General features: G+C 63.4%; 18 protein-coding genes and 1 tRNA gene. 16 read left to right on the top strand and 3 right to left on the bottom strand.

Going from position 1 to position 18,110, the window contains the following annotated elements:
- The first annotated feature begins 55 nt into the window (after nt 1-55).
- From HGB41_RS11795 to HGB41_RS11840, 10 genes are all read left to right on the top strand, one after another.
- Nucleotides 56-802 (top strand): SDR family oxidoreductase, encoded by a 747-nt coding sequence (locus tag HGB41_RS11795; protein WP_171084449.1) that lies wholly within the window; start codon nt 56-58, stop codon nt 800-802.
- Nucleotides 803-1,161: 359 nt separating this feature from the next.
- Nucleotides 1,162-1,566, top strand: coding sequence for a tol-pal system-associated acyl-CoA thioesterase (gene ybgC / locus HGB41_RS11800; RefSeq protein ID WP_171084451.1), 405 nt, complete (start codon nt 1,162-1,164; stop codon nt 1,564-1,566).
- Between the two features lie 45 nt (nt 1,567-1,611).
- The gene (gene tolQ, locus HGB41_RS11805; protein ID WP_171084452.1) at nt 1,612-2,295 is read left to right on the top strand and encodes a protein TolQ; all 684 of its coding nucleotides are present in this window, start codon (nt 1,612-1,614) and stop codon (nt 2,293-2,295) included.
- 19 nt (nt 2,296-2,314) lie between these two features.
- A complete protein-coding gene (locus HGB41_RS11810; RefSeq protein ID WP_171084454.1) occupies nt 2,315-2,746 on the top strand; it encodes a biopolymer transporter ExbD in 432 nt (143 codons plus the stop codon).
- A gap of 19 nt (nt 2,747-2,765) precedes the next feature.
- Nucleotides 2,766-3,707 (top strand): cell envelope integrity protein TolA, encoded by a 942-nt coding sequence (tolA, locus tag HGB41_RS11815; RefSeq protein WP_171084456.1) that lies wholly within the window; start codon nt 2,766-2,768, stop codon nt 3,705-3,707.
- 28 nt (nt 3,708-3,735) lie between these two features.
- Nucleotides 3,736-4,998 carry a Tol-Pal system beta propeller repeat protein TolB gene (tolB, locus tag HGB41_RS11820; protein ID WP_171084458.1) on the top strand — a complete coding sequence of 421 codons (1,263 nt, stop codon included), beginning with the start codon at nt 3,736-3,738 and terminating at the stop codon, nt 4,996-4,998.
- A 35-nt stretch (nt 4,999-5,033) separates the two neighbouring features.
- Nucleotides 5,034-5,555, top strand: a complete 522-nt coding sequence (gene pal / locus HGB41_RS11825; RefSeq protein ID WP_171084460.1) for a peptidoglycan-associated lipoprotein Pal — start codon at nt 5,034-5,036, stop codon at nt 5,553-5,555.
- Between the two features lie 141 nt (nt 5,556-5,696).
- Complete coding sequence (gene ybgF / locus HGB41_RS11830; protein ID WP_171084462.1) at nt 5,697-6,452, top strand: tol-pal system protein YbgF; 756 nt, start codon at nt 5,697-5,699, stop codon at nt 6,450-6,452.
- A 74-nt stretch (nt 6,453-6,526) separates the two neighbouring features.
- Nucleotides 6,527-6,602, top strand: a tRNA-Lys gene (locus tag HGB41_RS11835).
- Nucleotides 6,603-6,751: 149 nt separating this feature from the next.
- Nucleotides 6,752-7,000 carry a hypothetical protein gene (locus HGB41_RS11840; RefSeq protein ID WP_171084464.1) on the top strand — a complete coding sequence of 83 codons (249 nt, stop codon included), beginning with the start codon at nt 6,752-6,754 and terminating at the stop codon, nt 6,998-7,000.
- Between the two features lie 133 nt (nt 7,001-7,133).
- On the opposite strand, the gene HGB41_RS11845 is transcribed toward HGB41_RS11840, so the two are convergent.
- Nucleotides 7,134-7,553, bottom strand: a complete 420-nt coding sequence (locus HGB41_RS11845) for a hypothetical protein (RefSeq protein ID WP_171084466.1) — start codon at nt 7,551-7,553, stop codon at nt 7,134-7,136.
- A 502-nt stretch (nt 7,554-8,055) separates the two neighbouring features.
- Here HGB41_RS11845 and HGB41_RS11850 point away from each other — a divergent pair.
- Both HGB41_RS11850 and HGB41_RS11855 read left to right on the top strand, forming a co-directional pair.
- Entirely contained in the window at nt 8,056-8,208 is a 153-nt protein-coding gene (locus HGB41_RS11850; RefSeq protein ID WP_171084468.1) for a hypothetical protein, read from the top strand.
- Nucleotides 8,209-8,337: 129 nt separating this feature from the next.
- Nucleotides 8,338-8,520 carry a hypothetical protein gene (locus HGB41_RS11855; protein ID WP_171084470.1) on the top strand — a complete coding sequence of 61 codons (183 nt, stop codon included), beginning with the start codon at nt 8,338-8,340 and terminating at the stop codon, nt 8,518-8,520.
- Nucleotides 8,521-8,607: 87 nt separating this feature from the next.
- Here the strand turns inward: HGB41_RS11855 and HGB41_RS23745 are convergent, their stop codons facing one another.
- Nucleotides 8,608-10,341 carry a methyl-accepting chemotaxis protein gene (locus HGB41_RS23745; RefSeq protein WP_171084472.1) on the bottom strand — a complete coding sequence of 578 codons (1,734 nt, stop codon included), beginning with the start codon at nt 10,339-10,341 and terminating at the stop codon, nt 8,608-8,610.
- Nucleotides 10,342-10,664: 323 nt separating this feature from the next.
- Between HGB41_RS23745 and HGB41_RS11865 the strand changes: the two genes are divergently transcribed.
- The 4 genes from HGB41_RS11865 (at nt 10,665) to HGB41_RS11880 (ending at nt 14,649) form a co-directional block, all read left to right on the top strand.
- Nucleotides 10,665-12,065, top strand: a complete 1,401-nt coding sequence (locus HGB41_RS11865; protein ID WP_171084474.1) for an L-cystine transporter — start codon at nt 10,665-10,667, stop codon at nt 12,063-12,065.
- A 178-nt stretch (nt 12,066-12,243) separates the two neighbouring features.
- Complete coding sequence (locus HGB41_RS11870) at nt 12,244-13,005, top strand: histidine phosphatase family protein (RefSeq protein WP_171084476.1); 762 nt, start codon at nt 12,244-12,246, stop codon at nt 13,003-13,005.
- A 12-nt stretch (nt 13,006-13,017) separates the two neighbouring features.
- Nucleotides 13,018-14,004: an NAD(P)H-hydrate dehydratase gene (locus HGB41_RS11875; RefSeq protein WP_171084478.1), complete on the top strand. Its 987-nt coding sequence runs from the start codon at nt 13,018-13,020 to the stop codon at nt 14,002-14,004.
- 261 nt (nt 14,005-14,265) lie between these two features.
- Complete coding sequence (locus HGB41_RS11880; RefSeq protein WP_171084480.1) at nt 14,266-14,649, top strand: hypothetical protein; 384 nt, start codon at nt 14,266-14,268, stop codon at nt 14,647-14,649.
- Between the two features lie 252 nt (nt 14,650-14,901).
- Here the strand turns inward: HGB41_RS11880 and HGB41_RS11885 are convergent, their stop codons facing one another.
- Nucleotides 14,902-18,108, bottom strand: a complete 3,207-nt coding sequence (locus tag HGB41_RS11885; protein ID WP_171084482.1) for an efflux RND transporter permease subunit — start codon at nt 18,106-18,108, stop codon at nt 14,902-14,904.
- Nucleotides 18,109-18,110: the final 2 nt, after the last annotated feature.

The following is an 18,110-nucleotide window of genomic DNA, read 5'->3' on the forward strand; positions in this document are numbered from 1 at the left end:
CCATTTCGGCTACAATTTTCCCTTCCTTCCACTTCGCCGCCACCAGGAACCTCCCATGATCGTCTTCATTACCGGCGCCTCGGCCGGCTTCGGCGCCGCGATGGCCCGCATTTTCGTCCGCAACGGCCACAAGGCCATCCTGGCGGCCCGCCGCACCGACCGCATCGCCCACCTGGCGGCCGAACTGGGCGATGCCGCACTGCCGGTCACCCTGGACGTCACCAGCCGCGCTTCGATCGATGCCGCCATCGCCGCCCTGCCCGAGGGTTGGCGCGACATCGACGTGCTGGTCAATAACGCGGGACTGGCGCTGAATACCCTGCCGGCGCACGAGGTGCCCCTGGACGACTGGGACACGATGATCGCCACCAACTGCCAGGGCCTGGTGACGATGACCCGCGCGGTGCTCCCTGGCATGGTGGCACGCGGCAGTGGCCTGGTGATCAACCTGGGCTCGGTGGCCGGCCACTACCCTTACCCGGGCGGCAATGTGTATGGGGCGACCAAGGCCTTCGTCGAGCAGTTCACCCTGAACCTGCGCGCCGACCTGGTCGGCACCGGCGTGCGCGCCACCAACCTGGCGCCAGGGCTGTGCGGCGGCACCGAGTTTTCGAACGTGCGCTTCAAGGGCGACGATGCGGCCGCGGCCAAGGTGTATGAAGGCACGACCCCGCTGAGCGCGGAGGATATTGCGAATACGGCCTACTGGATCGCGACCCTGCCGCCACATGTCAATGTGAACAGCATCGAGCTGATGCCGACTTGCCAGGGGTTTTCGCCGTTCACCATCAAACGCAGCTGAGTCGTGCCTCGTAGGGTGGGCAAGTTCCTTGCCCACGCGGTCAGCCGGTAATGCCGTCCGTGCGGCTGTTCCACTGGCTGTTGAACGCGTGGGCAAGAGACTTGCCCACCCTACCGAGGCGGGCGTTGTCGTATGGTTGAACTGAGCTCGGCGACGCTCCGTAACGCGCGCTCTGCAATTGTTAGAAAGTGTTACAGTTATTGGCCTTTCGGCCATGTTTCACGTCTACTACTGCCGCAGCGTAGTGCCTGAACGAGAGGCACGTCTGACCTTTTTCCGGCCCCTATGTTCTTAAGCGTACATAGGGTCGGCAAAAATCGCGTAAAATGTTTCCTATTTACATTTAAATGGCAGGGGAAATGCCTTCAGCTTTTGACTGGACAGTCAGGATCTATTACGAAGATACGGACGCCGGTGGCATCGTGTTTTACGCCAATTACCTGAAATTCTTTGAACGTGCCCGCACCGAATGGCTGCGCGCCCTGGGCGTCGGCCAGCAAGAGCTGCTCGATGCCGACGGCGCCGCTTTCGTCGTCAAGAGCGCCTCCCTGGATTATCACGCGCCGGCCCGGCTCGACGATGTGCTGACGATCCGCACGACGGTCGAAAAGCTCGGCCGCGCTTCCGTCCAGTTCGTCCAGCAAGCTTGGAAAGGCGACCTGCTCCTGACCAGCGCCCACGTGAAAGTGGGCTGCGTCGATACCGCGACGATGCGTCCACGGTCGATTCCCGACAGCGCTGCTGATAAAATGCGCGCCGCGTGAATTAGCAAATGCGTGCCTGAATAATTCGACAACAGAACCTACCCGATGACCGCAACCCAAGACCTTTCGTTTATCCACCTGATCAGCAACGCGCACATCCTGGTGCAGCTGATCATGGCCCTGCTGTTGATCCTGTCGGTGGTGAGCTGGACCTATATTTTCCGCAAGGTGTTCGCGCTGAAAGCCGCAAGGAACCAGACCGAGCAGTTCGAGCGCAGCTTCTGGGCCGGCGGCAACCTCAATACCCTGCACCAGAGCGCCAGCAGCCAGCGCGACCAGAGCGGCCCGCTGGCCCGCATTTTCGAAGCCGGCATGGGCGAATTCATCAAGGGCAAGCAGGCCGCGCGCGACGCCGCCGACATGGGCCCTGCGCTCGACGGCGCCCGCCGCGCCATGCGCGCCGCCTTCCAGCGCGAGCTCGACGCCCTCGACATCCACCTGAACTTCCTGGCCTCGGTCGGCTCGGTCTCGCCTTACATCGGCCTGCTCGGCACCGTCTGGGGCATCATGAACGCCTTCCGCGGCCTGGCCAGCGTCCAGCAAGCGACCCTCGCGATCGTTGCGCCCGGCATCGCCGAAGCGCTGATCGCCACCGCGATCGGCCTGTTTGCCGCGATCCCGGCGGTGGTGGCCTACAACCGCTTCACCCACGACATCGACCGCCTGGCGATCCGCTTCGAGAGCTTCGTCGAAGAATTCTCGAACATCCTGCAGCGCCAGGCGCGCTAAGCACAGCGGAGAACACTGAATGGCCTTTTCCAGCAGCCTGCGCAGCGGACGCAAACGCAGCTTCAAGTCCGAGATCAACGTCGTGCCTTACATCGACGTGATGCTGGTGCTGCTCATCATCTTCATGGCGGTGCCCGCCAACGAAGCGCCGAGCGTGGTCAACCTGCCGAGCGCCGAGAAGTCGGCGCTGCCGCCGGACACCTATATCCAGATCTCGATCCAGCCTGAAAACAAGCTGTCGATCGGCGTCGGCGGCAAGCAGAAGGTGGCGTCAGAAGACGTGGCCGACCGCACCGCCCTGCTGGCGCGCCTGCGCGCCCTGCACGAAGAAAATCCCGACTACCCGGTCTTGATTGCCGGTGACCGCGACAGCAAATACGACGATGTGATCCAGCTGATTTCCGAAGCGAAGAAGATGGGCATCAACCGGGTGGGACTCGCCACCAAGTGATGAACCCCGAGACGACCGCATGCCAGCATTGACCCCTGCCGCAGCCGGCGCGCCCTACAGCGTGCCGCCCGAACCGAGCCGCCTGCCCGCTTTCCTGCTGGCAGTGGCCGTGCACGCCGTGCTGGTGGGCTTTTTGTGGTTCGGCATCAGCTGGCAGAACAACGAGCCGGTTGCGGTCGAAGCCGAAGTCTGGGACATGTCGGTCCAGACCGCCGCCGCACCCGAACTCCCTCCCCCGCCCGCGCCGGAACCCGAGCCACGGCCTGAACCGACCCCGCCGCCGCCACGCGTGGCCGAGCCGATACCAATCGAGCGCCCTGCCCCGACGCCGCCCGACATCAACCTTCAGCGTGAAAAAGAGCTGAAGGAAAAAGCGCGCAAGCAGGAGCTGGCCGAGAAACGCGAACTCGAACGCAAGGAAGAAGCCCGCAAGGAACTCGCCGAGCAGAAGAAGCGCGACGAGGCCGAACGCAAGGAACTCGCCAATAAGGAAGCGGACGACAAGAAGAAGCTCGAGAAGCAGGCCGCCGACAAGAAACTTGCCGCGGACAAGGCCGCCAAGGACAAGGCCGAGAAAGCCGAAGCCGCCAAGCTGGCCAAGTTCCGCGACGAAGAAATGAAACGCATGGCCGGCGCCATGGGCAGCGGCGGCAGCGCCGTCAAATCGACCGCGCCGAAGGCAGATGCCGGCTACGTGGCCGCGATCACCGCCGCGATCAAGAGCGCCACTGCGTACGCCGGCAGCACCACCATGCCGGGCAATCCGAAAGCCGTGTTCAAGGTCGACCAGTTGCCGACCGGTGAAATCATGTCGGTGCGGCTGGTGAAAAGCAGCGGTGTGCCTGAGTTCGACCGGGCAGTTCAAAATGGTATCAAGAATGCTTCGCCTCTCCCGAAGAAGAAAGACGGGACGGTGGAACGCACGCTCGACGTTAATTTCTCGATGAAGGATTACGACTGACTGGGTTAGTCCAATCAAACGCTCAACTATGAAAAAACTCCATTACCTGCTGTTCAGCGCTACCCTTCTGGCGGGCACCGCCCAGGCCCAGCTCAAGGTTGAAATCGCCGGCGTCGGCAGCAACCAGATTCCCGTCGCCGTCGCCGCCTTTGCCGATGAATCGGTGGCCCCGGAACAGGTGTCTGCCATTATCCGCGCCGACCTGGAGCGCAGCGGCCTGTTCAAGGTGGTCGATGCGGGCCAGGCCATCAGCGACAGCGCCAGCCCCGACCTCGCCGCCTTCAAGGCGCGCGGCGTCCAGGCGCTGGTCGTGGGCAGCGTGGCGCGCCAGCCGGATGGCCGCCTGGCCGTGCGCTACAAGCTGCACGACACCGTCGGCGGCACCCAGCTGTCGCAATTGGGCGGCGAAGTCCAGCCGAAGTACACCCGCCTGCAAGCCCACCGCATCGCCGACGACGTCTACGAAAAGCTGACCGGCACCCGCGGCATCTTCTCGACCCGCATCGCCTATGTGAAAGAAGACCGCGCCAACCGTAACTACACCCTGGCCGTGGCCGACGCCGACGGCGAGAACGAAATCGTCGCCACCCGCGGCCGTGAACCGATCATCTCGCCAGCCTGGTCGCCGGACGGCAGCAAGGTCGCCTATGTCTCGATGGAAGACCGTAAACCGGTGGTCTACCTGCAAGATCTGATGACCGGCCGCCGCAACGTGATTTCCAACGTCAAGGGCAACAACTCGGCCCCGGCATGGGCACCGAACGGCAACATGCTGGCCGTGGCCCTGTCGAAGGATGGCAATACCGAAATCTATACGGTCGGCGCCGACGGCACCGGCCACCGCCGCCTGACCAACAGCGCCTCGATCGACACCGAGCCGCAGTTCTCGGCCGACGGCCAGAGTATTTACTTCACCAGCGACCGCAGCGGCGGCCCGCAGATCTACAAGATGAGCGTCTCGGGCGGCAATCCGACCCGCGTCACCTTCAACGGCAACTACAACATCAGCCCGCGCGTGTCTTCGGACGGCAAGACCCTGGCATGGATCTCCCAGCGCAATGGCGGTTTCTCCCTTTACGCGATGGACCTGGCCAGCGGCCAGGAACTGCGCCTGGCCGATGGGGCCACCGAACCGAGTTTTTCGCCTAACGGCAAGTACATCATGTATGCGACCAAGGGCGGCGGGCGTGTCTCGCTGGCCGTGGTCTCGGTGGATGGACGGGTAAAGCAGCGCTTGACTACCAAAGCGGGAAACATTCGGGAGCCCAGCTGGGGTCCCTTCATGAAGTAAAGAAGTAAACTTTTTATTAGACAAGGAGAAAAACCATGCGCCACTTCCATAAAGTAGCCCTTATCGCTTCGGCTGTCCTGCTCACCGCTTGCTCGTCGACGCCCAAGCTGAACGAAACCCCGGTCGTCGAAAAGAGCCCGACCCCGGTAGCCCAGCCGGCTGATCCGCGCGACGTTCGTCCAGTGGAAACCGGCAGCGTCGACCCGCTGAACGATCCAAAAGGCGTGCTGGCCAACCGCAGCGTCTACTTCGACTACGACAGCTTCGTCGTGCGCGAAGACGGCAAGCCGGTCGTCGCCAACCATTCGGGCTACCTGACCAAGAACGGGGCTCGCAAGGTCCTGATCCAGGGCAATACCGACGAACGCGGCGGCACCGAGTACAACCTGGCCCTGGGCCAGAAGCGTGCCGAAGCCGTCCGCCGTTCGATGTCGTCGCTGGGCGTGTCGGAAAACCAGATGGAAGCCGTGTCGCTGGGCGAAGAAAAGCCGAAAGCCACCGGTAGCGACGAAGCTGCATGGGCTGAAAACCGCCGCGCCGATATCGTTTACCAGTAATCAACTGACCTTGACAGCGCTTGGCGGCTTCCCCGGAAGATCGTGAGGCGCTCTTAAGTCAAGCGCGATTGACAATGGGGCGGATAGCAGTGCAGACTGCATCCGCCCCGTTTTTACTCTGCAACCGGAAAGATCCCTGCCATGATGAAATTGTCCCCGTCCCGCCTCGCCTGCCTCGTCCTGATGGCCTGGATGCCATTGCAGGCATCCGCCGGCCTGCTCGACGACGACGAAGCGCGCAAGGCCATCCTCGACCTGCGCACCAAGGTCGATTCCATTGCCCGCGACCTGAACGCGCGCATCGATACCAAGTCGGACAAGACCGTCCAGCTCGACATGCTGAACCAGCACGAGCAGACCATGCAAGAAATTTCCCGCCTGCGCGGCCAGATCGAAGTGCTGGCCAACGAGATCAGCAAGGCGCAGAACTCCCAGAAACAGCTGTACGCCGACCTCGATGCGCGCATCAAGAAGATCGAGCCGCAGCAGGAAATCGTCGACGGCCAGGCCGCCGAAGTGCTGCCATCCGAAAAGACCGCCTACGAGAGCGCCACGGCCATGTTCCAGTCGGGCGACTACAAGGGCGCCGCCACCGCGCTGCAGGACTTCGTGCGCCGCTACCCGGAATCGCCTTACGCCTCGAACGCCCAGTACTGGCTCGGCAACGCCTACTACGCCCTGGGCGACTACAAGAAGGCCATCGCCGCCCAGGAAGTCGTGACCAGAACGTATTCCGATAGCCCCAAGGTGCCGGACGCCATGCTGAACATCGCCAGCAGCTATGCCCTGCTCAAGGACAGCAAGAACGCCAAGAAGGCATTGCAGCAGCTGGTGTCGAAATACCCCGGCACGAGCGCCGGCAAGACCGCGAAAGACCGATTGGCTTCGCTGAAATAAGTTCCCGGTTGGGCTGGACGACGGGACGCGGGATTTGACAGGATGTGTCCAGCATCCTATAATCTCGCTTCTTCGGGTCGTTAGCTCAGCTGGTAGAGCAGCGGACTTTTAATCCGTTGGTCGCAGGTTCGAATCCCGCACGGCCTACCACGAATACCCAGAAAGCCCATGAATTCACGTTCGTGGGCTTTTTGCTTTTGCTTGCGAAATGGAAGGCATCGGCGGCGCCCTTGTTTTTCGTACCGAACACCTGCACGCCGTAAAATACGGCTTTGAACCCTCACCTTTAGAACACCAGCATGGAAAACATCGACCAGCGTTACCTCGTCCAGCAAAACAAGCTCGCCGACAAAGAAAACAAGGCGCCCGTGTTCGCCAAAGTCATGCGCAGCAAGGAAGGCAAGTTCGAAGGCGTCTCCTTCATCAGGAACAAGGAAAAAGCCACCGTCATGACGGTCGCCGATGCCCAGGAAGTCATCGACTGGGCCGCTAAAAAGAAGGGCAGCGCCCACGAATACGTGACCAAGATTATTTGCGTCGGGCAGTAGACATCCATTCGCTTGCTTCCAGCGGCTGATGGCGCACCGGCCCAGCGGATTCGAGACAAGCGCCGGATTGTGGACGCGAAAAAAACGCCAGCCTCGCGGTTGGCGTTTTTGTTTCGAGCTTTGACGGCTCGGTTCAGCGCTGGGCCAGCGTCGCCCTCACCACGATCAGCTGGGCGATTCTCGAGTCGGTCGACACATAGCTCATCACCATGTCATCGCCCTGGTCGCCGCGGTTGAAGACCATTTCCACATTGCCGTCCCGAGAAACGAATTTATCTTTGGATAGTGCAACGAGGTGAATCGGACGCTGCTTGTCGATCTGGGCAGAAATGCCGCTGGCTGCAGGATCCACCTTCAGGCGCCAGCCGTTCGACAAGGCGTACTGGCCGCGGACTGTGTCGAGGTCTTCCTGGAATATACGGCGTGCGGGCGCAGTCACCTGCACACTCGACATGGCGCTGTCGGAAGTGACTGGATACTTGCTTGCCTGCGCGCCGGCTTCGGATGCCAGCACCAGCAGGCCGGCAGAAACTGCCAGGGATAGGGAACGCATGATTGCTCCTTCGCGAAATGGTAAGGGCGTTGGCCGGGCACTGGTGCAAGCGGGTAGAACCGCAATGAGATGCCTGCCGGACGATTAGCGCAACACTGGCCATGCCAGAGGCGGTTAACCCAGTCTAGGGCGGCGTCTGGTGGGTGCAAGGCGCATGCAGCCCACATCACAAAACGGTCTCGAAGCAGAAAATATCAGATCGGGACGAAATGATGCATTAATCGCTGCACCGACCGGTTTTTCGTATCGCGATCAGGTTCGTTACCTGCCAGGGATACAGGAACCATGTTGGTTGTTTCCGACGCAATGCAGTCTTGACTTGACTTTCTGGGGTGCGAGCAGGATATTGTTGATAGAGGGCAATTAGTTGAGGTTGTAACGAATCGTGTACACCCTTGAATTCACTGACCGGGAATGTAAAATGAATAACATCCCGTGCAGCCCAGCAGCGTGATCGCAATACGAATCGCATGTGAAGTCGAAGCTTAGTACTGGTCACCGCATGTCTAGCCACCCTGTTCCGTACCACCTGGACACGTGCCCGCAGCTGGCCGATGCCCGCATCGGCCAGCCTGACCCGAATCGCGCAGCACCGCGCGGCCATGCCTGCCCACCGGGCTGGAACTATCCGGCCACCGCTGCCCGGCTTGCCTGAGCTCGGCGAGCGCGGCAAGGGAAACCTCAGCGCAGACTCTGCCGGGCCCCGCAGTCAGCTTTTCCAAGCTTCGTATCAACGACATCAATCAATGCAGGTCTCCGGCGGAGACGGCAACAGGAACCGACCATGAACACCGAACATTCGCAGCAGAACATCCATCCAGCTACCGTCGACCGCAGCAACCCGGCGGCGCCGAAGCGCACCTTTGCCAAGGGCATCATCTCGAACAGCCGCCGCATCCGCCAGCGCCTGGGTGTGGCGCTCGGCCTCAGCCTTGGCCTGGCTGCGCTTGTCATCGTCATGGAATGACAAAACGGCGGTGCGCTAACCAGGCACACCGCCGTTTCTCCTGCGCTTCGCAGTCATGGCGGGCCTTGCCGGCCCGCCATGCCACCGTCAGAACTCTTCCCACCCCTCGGTTGCCGCAGCCGTCTGCGCGCTCTTGCCAGCGCGCTTCGGCGCGGTGGCGCCGGTGTCCAGCCGGACCGTCGCGGTAGCCGGCTTGTCCATCGCACGAACCACGGGGCTGGCGACCCGCGGCACCGGCGCCATGGCGCGTGGCGCGCGCGCCGCAGGCACTGCCGGTGCATCGAGCCTGAACGCACCCACCGTCAGCGCCAGCTGCGCCGCTTCATCCTGCAGCGACTGGGCCGCGGCCGAGGCCTGCTCCACCAGCGCCGCGTTCTGCTGGGTCACCTGGTCCATCTGTGTGACGGCGTCGTTGATCTGTTCGATGCCCGCGGTCTGTTCCTGGCTGGCGGCGGTGATCTCCGCCATGATGTCGGTCACCTGGCCGACGCTGTGGACGATCTCGGCCATCGTGGCGCCGGCCTGGTCGACCAGTTCCGAGCCGTGGTTCACTTTCTGCACCGAATCGTCGATCAACGCCTTGATTTCCTTTGCCGCCGTCGCGCTGCGCTGCGCCAGGTTGCGCACTTCGCTTGCGACCACGGCGAAGCCACGGCCCTGCTCGCCAGCGCGCGCCGCTTCCACGGCGGCATTCAGGGCCAGGATGTTGGTCTGGAAGGCGATGCCGTCGATGACCGAGATGATGTCGACGATGCGTGTGGCTGAGGTATTGATCTCGCCCATCGTACGCACTACCTGCTCGACCACGGCACCGCCCTTGCCCGCCACCTGTTGCGCGGAAGCCGCGAGCACATTGGCCTGGCGGGCGTTGTCGGCGTTCTGCTTGACGGTCGAGGTCAGTTCTTCCATCGACGACGCGGTCTCTTCCAGCGAACTGGCCTGCTGCTCGGTACGCGACGACAGGTCGAAGTTGCCTGCGGCAATCTGGCCGGAGGCGGTTGCGATCGTGTCGGTGCCGCCGCGCACGCGGGTGACGATGTCCACCAGCGACCCGTTCATGTCCTTCAGCGCCTGCAGCAGGCGGCCGGTTTCGTCGTTCGAAGTAACGTCGATCTGCTGGGTCAGGTCGCCGGCAGCCACGGCGCCGGCGATTTTCACTGCCGCCTCGATCGGGCGCACGATCGCGCGCACCAGCATCCAGCCGACCACCGCCGCCATCAGGAGACCGAACGCGAGTCCGGCCAGGCAGACCAGGCGCACCGTCTCATAGGCCGCCAGCGAGTGTTCGTAATCGGCTTTCGCCACGCGCTGCTGCAGTTCGATCAGCTCGCTACCAAGGGCGCCGACCGGCCCGAAGCTGCGCGACATCTCGCCCGCCACCAGCTCGCCCGCGCGTGCGCTGTCGTTGGCGCGCAGGGCCGCTACCGCCGGCACCAGGCCTTGCGCCAGGAAGGCTTTGCGGGCTTCGACGAACTTGCCGGCCAGCGCGGCTTCCTCGACGGTCAGCTCGGTCTGCTCGTAGGCTTTCCAGGTAGAGGAAACCGCCGCGATATTGGTATCGACCTGCTGCACGAGGGCGCTGCGCTGCGCGCTGTCGCTGATACCGACCGCCTTGGCGACGAGCAGCTGGTTGGTCGTGATCAGCTGCATGACGTGGCTGAGCTGGCCCAGGGCCACCAGGCGGTTGTCGTACAGGTTCTTCAGCTCGGCGTTTGCCTTGCTCAGGTTATAGATGCCAATGACGGCTCCGACCGCGAGCTCGGCTGCCAGAAGGCTGATGACGAAGATGAGGCGTGACTTGATGGTCAAGTTCTTGAACATGATGCGCTCGAAAGAAAATGGAATGGCGGAAGACGATGCAAGGACATCTGCAGCGGGTTTAGAAAGAGATTCTCATGCGCAACGCATATTGACGAGCTGCTTTGCAGCCGGCAGGCGAGTCCGTCGCCGCTGCGCCACACAACTTTGTCAGGAAAACATGCGCTGTAGCTGGACTGGCTAGACATTTCCACAACATTGCTCATCGCAGTTCCGGCCCGGCAGTGCGCGTCTTCTCCGGCGGTAATATCGGTTTGCCTATAAAATGCGGCGATAGATTTCCGTAGCGCACTAGCTGCCTGAATCGCTCCCCATAAAAGGCCTGAATGAACTTCCCTCTCCTGCTCAACCTGGCCGTGGCGCTTGCAGCCTGCGTGCTGCTATACCGCATGCAGGCCAGCCATGCCTCGTTCACCAGGCGCGTGTTCACCGGCCTCGGCCTGGGCGTCGTGTTCGGTGCGGCGCTGCAGGCGATCTACGGCGCGCCCTCGCCCACCATCGTCGCCACCAACGCCTGGCTCGACGTCGTCGGCAGCGGTTACGTCAAACTGCTGCAGATGATCGTGATTCCGCTGATCATGGTGTCGATCATCCAGGCCATCCTGAAACTGCGCAACGCAGGGTCGCTCGGCACGATCAGCACGCTGACGATCGGCATCCTGATCCTGACCACCATCGTGGCGGCCGCCATCGGCATCCTGATGGCCAAGCTGTTCGGCTTGACTGCGGTCGGCCTGACCGCTTCCACGGCGGAGGTCGCACGCGGCGAATATTTGCAGGGCAACGTGGCGGCGGCAAAGGATATTTCGCTCCCGAGCATGATCCTGTCCTTCATCCCGGCCAATCCCTTCCTCGACATGACCGGCGCACGCAAGACCTCGACCATCGCGGTAGTCGTGTTCGCGATCTTCATCGGCATCTCGGCCACCGGTATCGCCGGCAAGAAGCCGGAAGTGTTCCAGTCGTTCAGCGACTTCGTCCACATGGCGCACGTGATCGTGATGCGGATGGTGACGCTGGTGCTGCGCCTGACGCCGTTCGGCGTGTTCGCGCTGATGGCGAAGATGGTGGCAGGCTCGAGCCTGCAGGACATCCTGAGCCTGGCCAATTTCGTGGTCGCCTCGTACTGCGCGCTGGCGCTGATGTTCTGCGTGCACCTGCTGCTGGTCGCCGGCAGCGGCCTGAACCCGCTGCGCTACCTGCAGAAGATCTTCCCGGTGCTGGCCTTCGCGTTCAGCTCGCGCACCAGCGCCGGATCGATCCCGATGAGCGTGGCGACCCAGACCGCGCGCCTCGGCACCCCGGAAGGCATCGCCAACTTCGCGGCCTCGTTCGGCGCCACCATCGGGCAGAACGGCTGCGCCGGCATCTACCCTGCCATGCTGGCGGTGATGATCGCCCCGACCGTCGGCATCGACCCGATGACGGCCTCCTTCCTGCTGCCGCTGCTGGCCATTGTTGCTTTCGGCTCGATCGGCGTGGCCGGCGTCGGCGGCGGCGCCACCTTTGCCGCGCTGATCGTGCTGTCGGCGATGGACCTGCCGGTGGCGCTGGCCGGCCTCCTGATTTCGGTGGAACCGCTGATCGACATGGGCCGGACCGCGCTCAACGTCAGTGGCTCGATTACCGCGGGCACCGTTACCAGCCGGATGCTCGGGCAGACCGACCTGCGGGTATTCCAGAGCGATGCGGACATCAATCTCGATAGCGAAGAGCAGGTGTCTTGACGAGGCGACCTGCGCCGTCCGGCAGGACGATTTCGCCTTTTTTCATGCTTTTACAAACAGCCTTGTAAGACCCCTCCGACGCGCCCGCAAGCCGCTCTGGAAGGGCTGCAATCGTGCGCTTTGCGGCCGTAGAATCCGTCTATGATGACGCCATGTCAACATCATCGATGGACTGTTAATGGAACAAAAGTGGCCGCAGGAGATCTGGCTGGTCAGGCACGGCCAGAGTGCGGGCAACGTGGCGCGCGACCTGGCTGAAGCCGCCGCCGGACACCATATCGACATTGCCGACCGCGACGTCGACGTGTCCCTGTCCGAGCTCGGCGAGCGCCAGTCGGAGGCGCTGGGTTCCTGGTTCGCCTCGCTGCCGCCAGACCAGCAGCCGACCGTCGTGCTGCACTCGCCCTATGTGCGCGCTGCCGAGACCGCCAACATCATGATGCAGCGCCTGGACCGTAACCGGATGGTCATCGAATCCGACGAGCGCCTGCGCGAAAAAGAGTTCGGCATCCTCGACCGCCTTACCACCTACGGCATTGCCCACCACTACCCGGAGCTTTACGAGCAGCGCCAGCACGTCGGCAAGTTCTATTTCCGCCCCCCCGGCGGCGAAAGCTGGTGCGACGTGATCCTGCGCCTGCGCAGCGTGATCGACACGCTCAATCGCGAGTACTGCAAGGAACGCGTGCTGATCGTTGCGCACCAGGTTACGGTCAATTGCTTCCGCTACCTGTTCGAGCGCCTCAGCGAAAAGACCATCCTCGATTTCGACCGCGCCGGCGACGTACCGAACTGTTCCGTCACCTCCTACGAATTCGATCCCAAGCTCGGCAAGGGCGGCCACCCTGCCCTGCGCCTCGTGAATTTCGTGGCGCCGCTCGAAGCGACCGGCACCCCGGTTACCGCCAGCAAGGACCTGCCAGCCGCTCCGAAGGCGTAAGGCTTACTTCCCATGGATACACTCAACCGCGCTACCGTCGTGCACGACGTCGATACAGCCCTGCTGCGCAGCTGGCCGGTGCCGATGCCGGCCGTCGAAGGCGACAAGGAAGTCCGGGGCCATGTGCTGGTGCTCGGCGGCTCCTGCGAAATGCCGGGCGCGATCATCCTGGCCGCCACCGCCGCGCTGCGCGCGGGAGCCGGCAAGCTTACCATCGCCACCGGCCAGAGCGTGGCCCAACTGGTGGCGCTGGCGATGCCCGAGGCGCGCGTCATCGGCCTGCTCGAGCAGGCCAGCGCGGGCTTGCGCATCGACGCCGTTGCCAGCCTCGATCCGCTGGCCGACCGCGTGGATGCCGTGCTGATCGGTCCCGGCATGCAGGACGAGCCGGCCACGGCCGAACTGGTGCATGCGCTGCTGCCGCGCCTGGGCGATTCGCGTGTTGCCGTGGTGCTCGATGCCTGCGCCATGGGCGCCCTGCTGCACCCGCCCGCCGGCTGGCCGCTCGATACGCCATGGCGCTTCGCGCGTCCGGTCATCGTCACGCCCCATGCGGGCGAAATGGCGCACCTGACCGGCATCGCCAAGGACGAGATCACTGCCGGGCCCGACCCGAAGGCGCTGGACGCGGCGCAGGCCTGGAACGCGGTCGTCGCATTAAAAGGTGCGCGCACTGTCATCGCAACGCCGGATGGAACGTTGTACCAGCATGAAGGCGGCAATGTCGGCCTGGCGATCTCCGGTTCCGGCGACGTGTTGGCGGGAATCATTGCAGGGCTGGCGGCGCGCGGCGCGCCGCTCGACCAGGCCGCCTGCTGGGGCGTGGCATTGCATGCGCGCGCAGGGGAGCGCCTGGCAGAACGTCTGGGCACACTCGGTTATCTGGCGCGGGAAATTTCTCAGGAAATACCCGCGCTGCTGGAACAAGTTGCCGGCAAGGATGCCGGCGGCGACGAAACCATCCGGCCACAACCGGTGGGTTGGGGAATGGGTGTGTAGCACCTGCTCTTCAACGAATTCCGCAGCAACAACGCGGAAACGAGTACGAGGTGTTCGATCCGGCGCGTTGGCGAATCAACTGCCAGTCGTTATTCACAGTCGGGTTCGTGCGCTGATGGGGCCGCGTGTTGCGTCGGTTCCCTGATGGTTCCACTGCTGGGTTCCAATGGACCCTCGGAGGACCTAACCCTGGCGCCGCCGGGACTCCTTTCCTATCTGGAGCCCGCGGCACAAGATAGACGTGAACGAGGAGTTTAAACAATGAAAGCACTGACTCAAGCACCAAAAATCCTGCTGACTGCTGCCGTGTTGGCTTCGCTGCTGGGCGCATGCCGCAAGAACGAACCGGCAACCGACACCACCACGACCACTGACACGTCGGCCACCGCCCCAAGCAGCACCTCGGGCACCAGCGGCAGCACCGGCACCATGGGCACCACGGGTGACACCGGTACCGGCGCAACCGGCACCGGCGCGACCGGCACCGGCACCATGACCGATCCGGCCACCACGCCACCAACCGGCACCACCACTGATCCGGCCATGACCCCACCGCCAGTCGGTACCGGCGCAACCGGCACCACGGGCGCGACCGGCACTACCGGCACCGGAACGTCGACCACGCCGCCAACCACCGGCCAGTAAGCGTCTGGCTGCAAGGCACGAAAGCCAGCCCCCAAAGGCTGGCTTTCGTGTTTGCGGCGCTCGGAAATAGAAACGGCCAGCGCGAGGCTGGCCGTTTATGGCTGATGTAGGTGGCCGGGGTAGTTCAGGCCAGTGGCCTGAACTACGAACGGCCGCGCGTTCAAACCCGGGTAAAGCCGCCTGTACGGCTGCTCATATTCCAACTATCACCGCGTGGGCGGGAGAACCCGCCCACGCTACGATTTTCGACCATCAAGCCGGCAACACCTTCCCACGGCCGCGGCCGGTTGCGAAGCGCACCAGGCGCATGATCGAACGGAAGATCAGGCGCACGAACACCAGGGTCAGGATGGCCTCGATGAAGGTCATGAAGAACGCGGCGATCACGTTATAGCGTGCTGCGCGGCGGTTGAACTTGGCGAACATGCGGTCGCGGGCGATCTCGATGCTGTCGTAGAAGGTCGGCACGACCAGCAGGGTCAGCAGCGTCGAGGTGATGGTGCCGCCGATGATCGCGATCGCCAGCGGCTGGTAGAACTGGCCGGAGTCGCCCAGCGCCATGGCCACCGGCAACATGCCGGCGATCAGGGCGAAGGTCGTCATCAGGATCGGGCGCAGGCGCTTGCGGCCGGCCTGCATCAGCGCTTCTTCGCGCTCCATGCCTTCGTGTTCGAGCGCACGGGCAGCGTCGAGCAGCAGGATCGCGTTCTTCGCCACCAGGCCCATCAGCATCAGGACGCCGATCATGCTCATCAGGTTGAGCGTGTTCTTGGTCAGGATCAGGGCCAGCACCACGCCGATCAGGGACAGCGGCAGCGACAGCATCACGCCCAGCGGCGCCGTAAACGAACCGAACTGCATCACCAGGATCAGGTACATCAGGCCGATGCCCGAGCCGAGCGCGATCAGCATCTCGGTGAACAGTTCCGCCTGGTCTTCACCCTGGCCGCCCAGCGCCAGGCCATAGCCCGGCGGGAAGTCGAAGGTCTTGGCCAGCTTCATCGCGTCGGCGGTCACTTCGCCGGCCGAACGGCCCTGGGCATTGGCCGACACGGTGATCATGCGCTCGCCATCCTTGTGGCGGATGCCGGACGGCCCCTTGCCCATGGTGATGGTGGCGATCTGTTCGAGCGGCACCATCATGCCGGTGCCGGCTACCGCGATCGGCAGGCGCTCGATGTTCTCGGTGTTGACGCGGTCGTCCGGATGCAGGCGCACGGCAACGTCGCGGGTTTCGCTGGTCGGGTCGACCCAGTCGCCCACTTCGATGCCGGCGAAGGCCACGCGCAGCGCCTGGGCCGCATCGTTGACCGAGATACCCATGGCATTGGCCAGGCCGCGGTCGAGCACGATCTGCAGCTCGTTCTTCGGGTCCTGTTCCGACAGCGTGACGTCGACCGCACCCGGCACCTGGCGCAGCTTCTCCATGAAGGCGCCGGTCAGTTCCATCAGCTTGCGCGAATCAGGGCCGGTGAACTCGACCTGCACCGGCTTGCCGCCGCCGTTGAGGTCGTCGATGACGACGTATTCGGCGCCCACCAGCGGTGCGATCTTGCTGCGCAGCTCGGCGCCGATCTCGGTGGCGCTGCGCTCGCGGGTGCTGCGCTTGCCGATATCGATGTAGACGCGGCCGCCGTTCGGGTTGATCGAGCTGTTGGTGTCCTTGGTTTCCGGGATGGCACGGGCGATCTCGGCTGCCGCTTCCAGCTTGCGGCGCGCGTATTCGACGCTCGACGAGGCCGGGGTGCGCACTTCGATCATCAGGTTGCCGCCGTCCGACTTCGGCAGGAAGCTCGAGCCGCCGAAGGCCATGTGCAGGCCGATCGCGCCGACCAGGCTGGCCACGGCGATCGCACCCATCCACTTGCGGTGGTGCAATGCCCAGGCAATCACGTTGCCGTAGCGGTCGGCCTGGTGGTCGAACCAGACGTTGAAGCGTTCCAGCTGGCGGCTGATGCCCTTCTTCGGCTGGTGGTGGTAGTCAGGGGGGTCGCCCCAGTAGGCCGACAGCATCGGGTCGAGCGTGAACGAGATGAACAGCGACACGATCACCGAGCAGGTGACGGTCAGGGCGAACGGACGGAACCACTCGCCGGACACGCCCGGCATGAAGGCGACCGGAACGAACACGGCCATGATCGAGAAGGTGGTCGCGGCCACGGCCATGCCGATCTCGGCAGTGCCTTCGAGCGCGGCGGTACGGCGGTCCGAACCCTTTTCCATGTGGCGCACGATGTTTTCGCGCACCACGATCGCATCGTCGATCAGCACGCCGATCGCCAGCGACAGGCCGAGCAGGGTCATGAAGTTCAGCGTGAAGCCGCACAGCCAGACCGCGATGAAGGCGGCCAGCACCGAAGTCGGCAGCGACAGCGCGGTGATCAGGGTCGAGCGCCACGAGTTCAGGAAGGCGTACACCACGAAGATGGTCAGCACGGCGCCCAGCACCAGCGATTCGATCACGTTGTTCAGGCTGCTTTGTGCTTCTTCGCCGCCGTCGCGCACGACTTCGAGCTTGGTGCCTTCCGGCATTTCCTTGTTGGCTTCTTCAACCAGCTTGTGGACCTTCTTGGCCAGCGAGACGGTCGAGGCGTCGCGCGAACGGGCGATCTGCAGGCCGACGTTCGGCTTGCCGCTACGGACCGACAGGCTGTTGACGTCTGCAAAGCCGTCCTTGATCTCGGCGACCTGGTTCAGGCGCACGATCTGGTCGCCGTTACGCTTGACCACGACTTGCGAGAAATCTTCCGGACGCTCGATACGGCCGACCAGGCGGATGCCCTTCTCGTCCAGTTCGCTGCGCAGTTTGCCCACCGGTGCATTGGTGTTCTGGGTGCGCAGCGCGTTGGTGACTTCCGACACCGACACGTTGAACTCACGCAGTTTCTCTGCGCGCAGCAGGACCGACAGTTCGCGGCGCAGCGCGCCGTTCACGTTCACGGTCGAGACGCCTTCGATGGCGCGGAACTTATCGGCCAGTACGTCTTCGGCATAGCGCGAGATTTCGGCATGCGACTGGGCGCTGGAGGACAGCGCCAGCTGCATCACCGGCTCGGAGGCCGGATCCCAGCGCCGCAGCACTGGTTCGCGCATCTCGATCGGCAGCTTGTAGCGCACCGCGGCGATCGCGTTGCGCACGTCGTCCGAGGCTTCGATGACGTTGCGGTCGAAATCGAATTCCATCCAGATCGACACGCCGCCTTCGTAGGAATTGGAATTAAGTTCGGTCACACCCTGGATCGCCAGCATCTGCTTTTCCAGGCGGTTGGTGATCTCGCGTTCGACGGTCTCGGGCGAGGCGCCCGGATACGGGATGTCGACCACGACGACCGGCACCTCGACGTCCGGGTTCTGGTTGACCTTCAGTTTGGACAGGGCGAGCAGGCCCATGGCCATCATCGCCACGATCAGGACGATGGTGGCAACGGGCCTCTTGACGCTGAAATTAGAGAGGAACATGG

The sequence above is a fragment of the Telluria aromaticivorans genome, assembly GCF_013003915.1.
In the GTDB taxonomy this organism is placed as follows: Bacteria; Pseudomonadota; Gammaproteobacteria; order Burkholderiales; family Burkholderiaceae_D; genus Telluria; species Telluria aromaticivorans.

Excerpts from the sequence above, each read along its gene's own strand:
- HGB41_RS11840 (WP_171084464.1), top strand. The coding sequence starts at position 6,752 with ATGGAAAACATCGACCAGCGTTACCTCGTCCAGCAAAACAAGCTCGCC.
- tolQ (WP_171084452.1), top strand. The coding sequence starts at position 1,612 with ATGACCGCAACCCAAGACCTTTCGTTTATCCACCTGATCAGCAACGCG.
- HGB41_RS23745 (WP_171084472.1), bottom strand. The coding sequence starts at position 10,341 with ATGTTCAAGAACTTGACCATCAAGTCACGCCTCATCTTCGTCATCAGC.
- ybgC (WP_171084451.1), top strand. The coding sequence starts at position 1,162 with ATGCCTTCAGCTTTTGACTGGACAGTCAGGATCTATTACGAAGATACG.
- HGB41_RS11865 (WP_171084474.1), top strand. The coding sequence starts at position 10,665 with ATGAACTTCCCTCTCCTGCTCAACCTGGCCGTGGCGCTTGCAGCCTGC.
- HGB41_RS11795 (WP_171084449.1), top strand. The coding sequence starts at position 56 with ATGATCGTCTTCATTACCGGCGCCTCGGCCGGCTTCGGCGCCGCGATG.
- HGB41_RS11875 (WP_171084478.1), top strand. The coding sequence starts at position 13,018 with ATGGATACACTCAACCGCGCTACCGTCGTGCACGACGTCGATACAGCC.
- ybgF (WP_171084462.1), top strand. The coding sequence starts at position 5,697 with ATGATGAAATTGTCCCCGTCCCGCCTCGCCTGCCTCGTCCTGATGGCC.
- HGB41_RS11885 (WP_171084482.1), bottom strand. The coding sequence starts at position 18,108 with ATGTTCCTCTCTAATTTCAGCGTCAAGAGGCCCGTTGCCACCATCGTC.
- HGB41_RS11810 (WP_171084454.1), top strand. The coding sequence starts at position 2,315 with ATGGCCTTTTCCAGCAGCCTGCGCAGCGGACGCAAACGCAGCTTCAAG.
- pal (WP_171084460.1), top strand. The coding sequence starts at position 5,034 with ATGCGCCACTTCCATAAAGTAGCCCTTATCGCTTCGGCTGTCCTGCTC.
- tolB (WP_171084458.1), top strand. The coding sequence starts at position 3,736 with ATGAAAAAACTCCATTACCTGCTGTTCAGCGCTACCCTTCTGGCGGGC.
- HGB41_RS11850 (WP_171084468.1), top strand. The coding sequence starts at position 8,056 with ATGTCTAGCCACCCTGTTCCGTACCACCTGGACACGTGCCCGCAGCTG.
- HGB41_RS11880 (WP_171084480.1), top strand. The coding sequence starts at position 14,266 with ATGAAAGCACTGACTCAAGCACCAAAAATCCTGCTGACTGCTGCCGTG.
- tolA (WP_171084456.1), top strand. The coding sequence starts at position 2,766 with ATGCCAGCATTGACCCCTGCCGCAGCCGGCGCGCCCTACAGCGTGCCG.
- HGB41_RS11845 (WP_171084466.1), bottom strand. The coding sequence starts at position 7,553 with ATGCGTTCCCTATCCCTGGCAGTTTCTGCCGGCCTGCTGGTGCTGGCA.
- HGB41_RS11855 (WP_171084470.1), top strand. The coding sequence starts at position 8,338 with ATGAACACCGAACATTCGCAGCAGAACATCCATCCAGCTACCGTCGAC.
- HGB41_RS11870 (WP_171084476.1), top strand. The coding sequence starts at position 12,244 with ATGGAACAAAAGTGGCCGCAGGAGATCTGGCTGGTCAGGCACGGCCAG.